At 29.2% G+C, this 6,379-nt stretch carries 7 protein-coding genes; all 7 read left to right on the forward strand.

What is annotated here, in order from left to right; genetic code table 11:
• The first annotated feature begins 10 nt into the window (after positions 1-10).
• The 7 genes from BUA70_RS07610 to BUA70_RS07640 all read left to right on the forward strand — a co-directional run bounded on the left by BUA70_RS07610 (position 11) and on the right by BUA70_RS07640 (position 6,113).
• Complete coding sequence (locus BUA70_RS07610; protein ID WP_423236769.1) at positions 11-1,045, forward strand: L-threonylcarbamoyladenylate synthase; 1,035 nt, start codon at positions 11-13, stop codon at positions 1,043-1,045.
• Positions 1,046-1,068: 23 nt separating this feature from the next.
• Complete coding sequence (locus BUA70_RS07615) at positions 1,069-1,524, forward strand: low molecular weight protein arginine phosphatase (protein ID WP_072895808.1); 456 nt, start codon at positions 1,069-1,071, stop codon at positions 1,522-1,524.
• Positions 1,525-1,593: 69 nt separating this feature from the next.
• Positions 1,594-2,043 carry a ribose 5-phosphate isomerase B gene (gene rpiB, locus BUA70_RS07620; RefSeq protein ID WP_072895812.1) on the forward strand — a complete coding sequence of 150 codons (450 nt, stop codon included), beginning with the start codon at positions 1,594-1,596 and terminating at the stop codon, positions 2,041-2,043.
• A gap of 42 nt (positions 2,044-2,085) precedes the next feature.
• Complete coding sequence (gene upp / locus BUA70_RS07625) at positions 2,086-2,715, forward strand: uracil phosphoribosyltransferase (protein ID WP_072895815.1); 630 nt, start codon at positions 2,086-2,088, stop codon at positions 2,713-2,715.
• 259 nt (positions 2,716-2,974) lie between these two features.
• The gene (locus BUA70_RS07630; RefSeq protein ID WP_072895818.1) at positions 2,975-3,463 is read left to right on the forward strand and encodes a deaminase; all 489 of its coding nucleotides are present in this window, start codon (positions 2,975-2,977) and stop codon (positions 3,461-3,463) included.
• Between the two features lie 16 nt (positions 3,464-3,479).
• Complete coding sequence (wecB, locus tag BUA70_RS07635; protein ID WP_072895822.1) at positions 3,480-4,631, forward strand: non-hydrolyzing UDP-N-acetylglucosamine 2-epimerase; 1,152 nt, start codon at positions 3,480-3,482, stop codon at positions 4,629-4,631.
• Positions 4,632-4,934: 303 nt separating this feature from the next.
• A complete protein-coding gene (locus tag BUA70_RS07640) occupies positions 4,935-6,113 on the forward strand; it encodes an acetyl-CoA C-acetyltransferase (RefSeq protein WP_072895827.1) in 1,179 nt (392 codons plus the stop codon).
• The last annotated feature ends 266 nt before the right edge of the window (positions 6,114-6,379 follow it).

A 6,379-nucleotide genomic window follows, 5' to 3' on the forward strand; every position in this document is an offset into this window, starting at 1 on the left:
TAAAATAGAAATAATAAAAGATTTAACTAGTGATGATAAATATTTAAAAGAAGCAGCGGAAATAATAAAAGAAGGAGGACTTGTGGCATTTCCAACAGAAACAGTATATGGATTAGGTGCTAATGCCTTAGATGAAAATGCAGTTAAAAATATATTTGTTGCAAAGGGAAGACCTCAAGATAATCCTTTAATTGTACATATTTGTGATTTTAATTTAGATAATATAGTAGAAGAGGTTCCAGAGGTAGCTAAAAAATTAATGGATAAATTTTGGCCAGGACCTATGACTTTAATTTTAAAAAAGAAAGATGTTATACCGGAAATAACATCTGCAAACCTTAAAACTATAGGTGTTAGAATGCCAAGCAGTTATATTGCAAAAAAACTTATTGAATATTCTGGAGTTCCTATTGCAGCACCTTCAGCAAATATTTCAGGAAGACCAAGTCCTACAGATGTAGAAAGATGTGTAGAAGATTTAGAAGGAAGAGTTGATTATATACTAGGTGGAGAAAAGAGTAATGTAGGAGTAGAGTCTACTATTATAGATTGTACTGTTAATCCTCCTTGTGTATTAAGACCTGGTGGAATAACTCTTGAGATGTTAAGAGAAATAGATAGTTCTATTTATATAGATTCTGCAATAATGGATAAACCTAAAGAAGGATTAAAGCCTAAAGCGCCTGGAATGAAGTATAGGCATTATGCACCTAAGGCTAAGGTTAAAATTATAGAAGGAGAAAACAAAAAAACTATTGAAAAAATAAATGAAATGGTGTTAAATTATATAGAACAAGGAAAAGTAGTAGGTATTATGGCTACAGATGAATCGATGGAATCTTATAGTAATAAGGCTAAAGTTTTATCAGTAGGTAAAAGAAAAGATTTAAGTACAGTAACTAAGAATCTTTTTGAAGTTTTAAGAGCCTTTGATGATATAAAGGTAGATGTTATTTTATGTGAATCCTTTGAAGAAAAAGGACTTGGTGTAGCTTTAATGAATAGATTAAAAAAAGCTGCAGGTTTTGATATAATTAAATTATAATAATATTTAAGGTGGTGAATTGGATGAAGGTACTTTTTGTTTGTACAGGAAATACTTGTAGAAGCTGTATAGCTGAAGCTATATTTAATAAAAAGGCTGGTACAGGTGTTTTAATTGCAGAATCTGCTGGAGTGGCAATAGAAAAAGAAAGTACTATTTCAAAAAATTCATCAACTATTATATTTGATAAATTAAATATTGATATGAAAAATAGAAGAGCTATTCAATTAACACAAGATATGATTGAAGAAGCTGATTTAGTTCTTACTATGACATCCTATATGGAAGAGCTAATAACTTCTAATTTACCACAATATGAAAACAAAATATTTTCATTAGGTAATTATACTGGCGTAGATAAGGAAATTTTTGATCCCTACGGTGGTTCTATTGAAGATTATGAAATTATCTATGAAATGTTAAATGATGAGATTGACTTGTTATTGGCAAAATTAAAAGAAGATAATGACGTTATATGAATTAATTTCTAAATAACGTTTCATCTTCTTTTTTTATGAATAAATATAATTTTTTGGGAGGTATTTTTTATGAGAATAGCATTAGGTTGTGATCATGGAGGATTAGAATTAAAGAATATAATAATAAAACATTTAGAGGATAAGGGAATAGAGACAAAAGACTTTGGTACAGATACTGCAGAATCTTGTGATTATCCTGATTATGCTATAAAGGTTGCAGAAGAAGTAGCAGCTAAAAAATTTGACTTTGGTATATTAGTTTGTGGAACTGGTATAGGAATATCAATTGCAGCCAACAAAGTTCCAGGAGTTAGAGCTGCTTTATGCTCAGATACTTTTAGTGCTCATGCAACAAGACAACACAATGATGCAAATATATTAGCTTTTGGAGCAAGAGTTATAGGACCTGGTTTAGCTTTAGATATAGTTGATACATTTTTAAATGCAGAATTTGAAGGTGGAAGACACCAAACTAGAATAGATAAGATTACTGCCATTGAGAAAAAATATAGCAAATAATTAAATAACAAATATTAATATATAATTTTAGGAGGAATTTTAATGAGTAAAGTAACGCAAATAGCCCACCCATTAATATTACACAAATTATCTTTAATAAGAGATAAAAATACAGGTTCAAAAGACTTTAGAGATCTTGTAGAAGAGGTTTCAATGTTATTAGCTTATGAAGTAACTAGAGATTTACAAATGGAGGATGTTGAAATAGAAACTCCAATATGTAAGGCAAAGTGTAAAATGCTAGCAGGTAAAAAGATAGCTATAGTTCCAATTTTAAGAGCAGGACTTGGAATGGTTGATGGTATGTTAAGACTTATACCAGCAGCAAAAGTTGGTCATATAGGATTATATAGAGATGAAGAAACTCTTAAGCCCGTAGAATATTTCTGTAAATTACCTCAAGACATAGCTGAGAGAGATATAATAGTAGTTGATCCAATGCTTGCTACTGGTGGTTCTGCAGCTGATGCTATTGATTTATTAAAGAAAAAAGGGGCAAAATATATAAGATTAGTTTGTTTAATAAGTTCACCGGAAGGTGTAAAAGCTGTTATGGATAGACATCCTGATGTAGATATATATTTAGCATCAATAGATGAAAAATTAAATGAGCAAGGATACATAGTACCTGGACTTGGCGATGCAGGAGATAGATTATTTGGTACAAAATAATCTAATTTATTTTAAGATGGAAGACTTCTTTAAATAAGAAGTCTCCACCTTTTTTCTATATGTAAGAATATTTTATTTATCATCAATTAAAGTGATTAGATTTATATTTAAAGATCAAATATTTTCAAAATATATACAATAATATACCTTATGTTTATATAGTATTCTTATATATAATCCATTGAGTTTACACAAAATTTCTTTTTAGATATAATAAAGTTAGTTGATAAAAAGTAAGAAAAATGAGGTGTTTTTACATATGAAAAGAAGGGATAAGCATAATTATTATTTAGATATAGCAGAAACTGTTCTTGAAAGAGGGACATGCTTAAGAAGAAATTATGGCTCTATTATAGTTAAAAATGATGAAATAATTTCTACCGGATATACAGGTTCACCAAGGGGAAGAAAAAATTGTATAGATTTAAATAAATGTATAAGAGACGAGTTAAATGTTCCAAGAGGGACCCATTATGAATTATGTAGAAGTGTACATAGTGAAGCTAATGCAATAATAAGTGCATCACGAAAAGATATGATAGGAGCTACTTTATATTTAGTAGGAAAAGATGCAAAAACTAAAGATTTTGTAGAAAATGCTAATTCTTGTGCTATGTGTAAAAGATTAATAATTAATTCTGGCATTAAAACAGTAGTAATAAGAGATACTAAAGATTGTTATAGAATTATTGAGGTAGAAGAATGGGTTGAAAATGATGACTCTTTATCTTCTAATATAGGCTATTAATTTTGGAGGGATTAAATTGGATAAAATAAAAGTACTAACTATATTTGGAACAAGACCAGAAGCTATAAAAATGGCTCCTCTTGTAAAAGAATTGGAAACGAGAAATGAAATAGAGTCTAAAGTTTGCGTAACAGCTCAACATAGAGAAATGCTTGATCAAGTTTTGGAGCTATTTAATATAAAGCCAGATTTTGATTTAAATATAATGAAGACGAAACAAAGTTTGACTGGTATAACAAATAGAGTTTTAGAAGGATTAGAAGAAGTGTTTTTAAAGGAAAAACCAGATATGATATTAGTTCATGGAGATACGACAACTACATTTGGTGGAGCCTTAGCAGCTTTCTATCAACAAATAAAAGTAGGACATGTAGAAGCAGGCTTAAGAACTTTTGATAAATATTTTCCTTTTCCAGAAGAGATGAATAGGAAACTTACAGGAGCTTTAGCAGACCTTCATTTTTCACCTACTAAAGGTTCAAAAAACAATCTTTTAAGAGAAGGGGTTAATGAAAAGGATATATATATAACAGGAAATACTGTAATAGATGCAATGGAGCATACCGTAGAAAATGATTATGTTTTTGAAAATGAGGAACTTAATAAAATAGATTTTAAAAATAAAAAAGTTATAATGATAACTGCTCATAGAAGAGAAAACTGGGGAGAGGGAATAGATAATATATGTAAGTCTTTAAATAAAATAATAGAAGACAACAAAGATGTAGAATTAGTATATTTAGTTCATTTAAATCCAGTAGTAAAAGACGTAGTCTATAGAGAGTTAGGTAATAAAGATAGAATTCATCTATTACCACCATTAGATACAAAAGAAACTCATAATTTAATGAATAAATGCTTTATGGTTATGACAGATTCTGGTGGATTACAAGAAGAAGCTCCTCATTTAGGAAAGCCTGTATTAGTTTTAAGAGGAGTTACAGAAAGGCCAGAGGCTGTGGATGCTGGAACTGTTAAACTTGTTGGAACTGATGTAGATACTATATTATCGGAAGCTAATAAATTAATAAATGATGAAAAAGCTTATAATGATATGAGTAAAGCTATAAATCCTTATGGAGATGGAAAAGCTTCAGAAAGAATAGTAGATGCTATAATTAAGTATTTTGGAAACAGTGATAAAGATATAGAAGAATTCAGTAAATAAATAGAATTGTTATAAATTTAACCTAATAGCGACTTTGGTCGCTATTTTTTTTGTTTTATTAATAAAATTATTTTCTATTTACAAAAATAGTTATTAATAAAATTAACAATAAAATCACAGTATTATAAGTAAATAAATGAAAAATTAAAAAAAACAAAGAAAATAGCAGAAAATTAATATAACTTTGTCATTTTTTTAACAAATTAATCTTGATTATTATGAAAAAAATAGTTATAATGGAAACATATTAATTAACAAGATAAATAAAAGATTAACAATATAATCTTATGGGAGGTATTTACGATGAGAGAAGTAGTTATCGCTAGTGCAGTAAGAACAGCTATAGGTTCTTTTGGTGGAGCTTTAAAAAATGTTCCTGCTGTAGATTTAGGAGCAACAGTAATTAAAGAAGCAGTAAAAAGAGCAGGAGTAAAACCAGGAGAAGTTGAAGAAGTAATAATGGGAAATGTTATACAAGCTGGTCTTGGTCAAAATACAGCTAGACAATCAGCTGTTAAAGCTGGTTTACCAGTAGAAATTCCTGCAATGACTTTAAATAAAGTTTGTGGATCAGGTTTAAGAGCAGTTAGTTTAGCAGCTCAAGAAATTAAAGCAGGAGATGCTGATATAATAATAGCTGGTGGAATGGAAAGTATGTCACAAGCTCCATATGCACTAAATGGTGCTAGATGGGGACAAAGAATGGGTGACGGAAAAATGGTTGATACTATGATAAAAGACGCTTTATGGGATGCGTTCAATGATTATCATATGGGAATGACAGCTGAAAATATAGCAGAAAGATGGAATTTAACTAGAGAAGATCAAGATAAATTTGCTGCTTCATCTCAACAAAAAGCTGAAAAGGCAATTAAAGAAGGAAGATTTAAGGAAGAAATAGTTCCAGTAGTTATACCTCAAAGAAAGGGAGACCCAATAGTATTTGATACTGATGAGTTCCCAAGATTCGGAACAACAGAAGAAAAGTTAGCTAAATTAAGACCTGCATTCAAAAAAGATGGTACAGTAACAGCAGGTAATGCGTCAGGTATAAATGATGGTGCTGCTGCGTTTGTAATAATGAGTGCTGAAAAAGCTAAGGAATTAGGTATTAAACCATTAGCTAAAATAGTATCATATGGATCAAAAGGATTAGATCCTGCAATTATGGGATATGGACCATTTTATGCAACTAAAAAAGCATTAGAAGTAGCTAATCTAGGAATTGAAGATATGGATTTAATAGAAGCAAATGAAGCTTTTGCTGCTCAAAGTTTAGCAGTTGCAAAAGATTTGAATTTTGATATGAGTAAAGTAAATGTTAATGGTGGAGCTATAGCTTTAGGCCATCCAGTTGGAGCATCAGGAGCTAGAATTTTAGTAACACTATTACATGAAATGGAAAAGAGAGATTCTAAAAAAGGTCTTGCTACTTTATGTATAGGTGGTGGACAAGGAACAGCGATAATTGTAGAAAGATAATAAAATATAATAACCATAATTTTATATAAATAAGAACCAGTTTTAAAAAAATTGGTTCTTATTTTGTTTAAAGTTTATTAATGGAAATGATTAATTTTAATTAATAAATTTATAGTATAATATAATATAAATGTTTAGTTAAGTTTATGATAAATAAACATTTATTTAGTAGTAAGATTTAGAATACAATATATTTAACTTTGTTTTCCTAGGAAATATTAATTTACAATGAAAAACATATTCAATTAGACTTTCCTTTGTTAATT

Source organism: Clostridium fallax, from assembly GCF_900129365.1.
GTDB lineage: Bacteria > Bacillota > Clostridia > Clostridiales > Clostridiaceae > Clostridium_AH > Clostridium_AH fallax.

Excerpts from the sequence above, each read along its gene's own strand:
- BUA70_RS07615 (WP_072895808.1), top strand. The coding sequence starts at position 1,069 with ATGAAGGTACTTTTTGTTTGTACAGGAAATACTTGTAGAAGCTGTATA.
- rpiB (WP_072895812.1), top strand. The coding sequence starts at position 1,594 with ATGAGAATAGCATTAGGTTGTGATCATGGAGGATTAGAATTAAAGAAT.
- upp (WP_072895815.1), top strand. The coding sequence starts at position 2,086 with ATGAGTAAAGTAACGCAAATAGCCCACCCATTAATATTACACAAATTA.
- BUA70_RS07630 (WP_072895818.1), top strand. The coding sequence starts at position 2,975 with ATGAAAAGAAGGGATAAGCATAATTATTATTTAGATATAGCAGAAACT.
- BUA70_RS07640 (WP_072895827.1), top strand. The coding sequence starts at position 4,935 with ATGAGAGAAGTAGTTATCGCTAGTGCAGTAAGAACAGCTATAGGTTCT.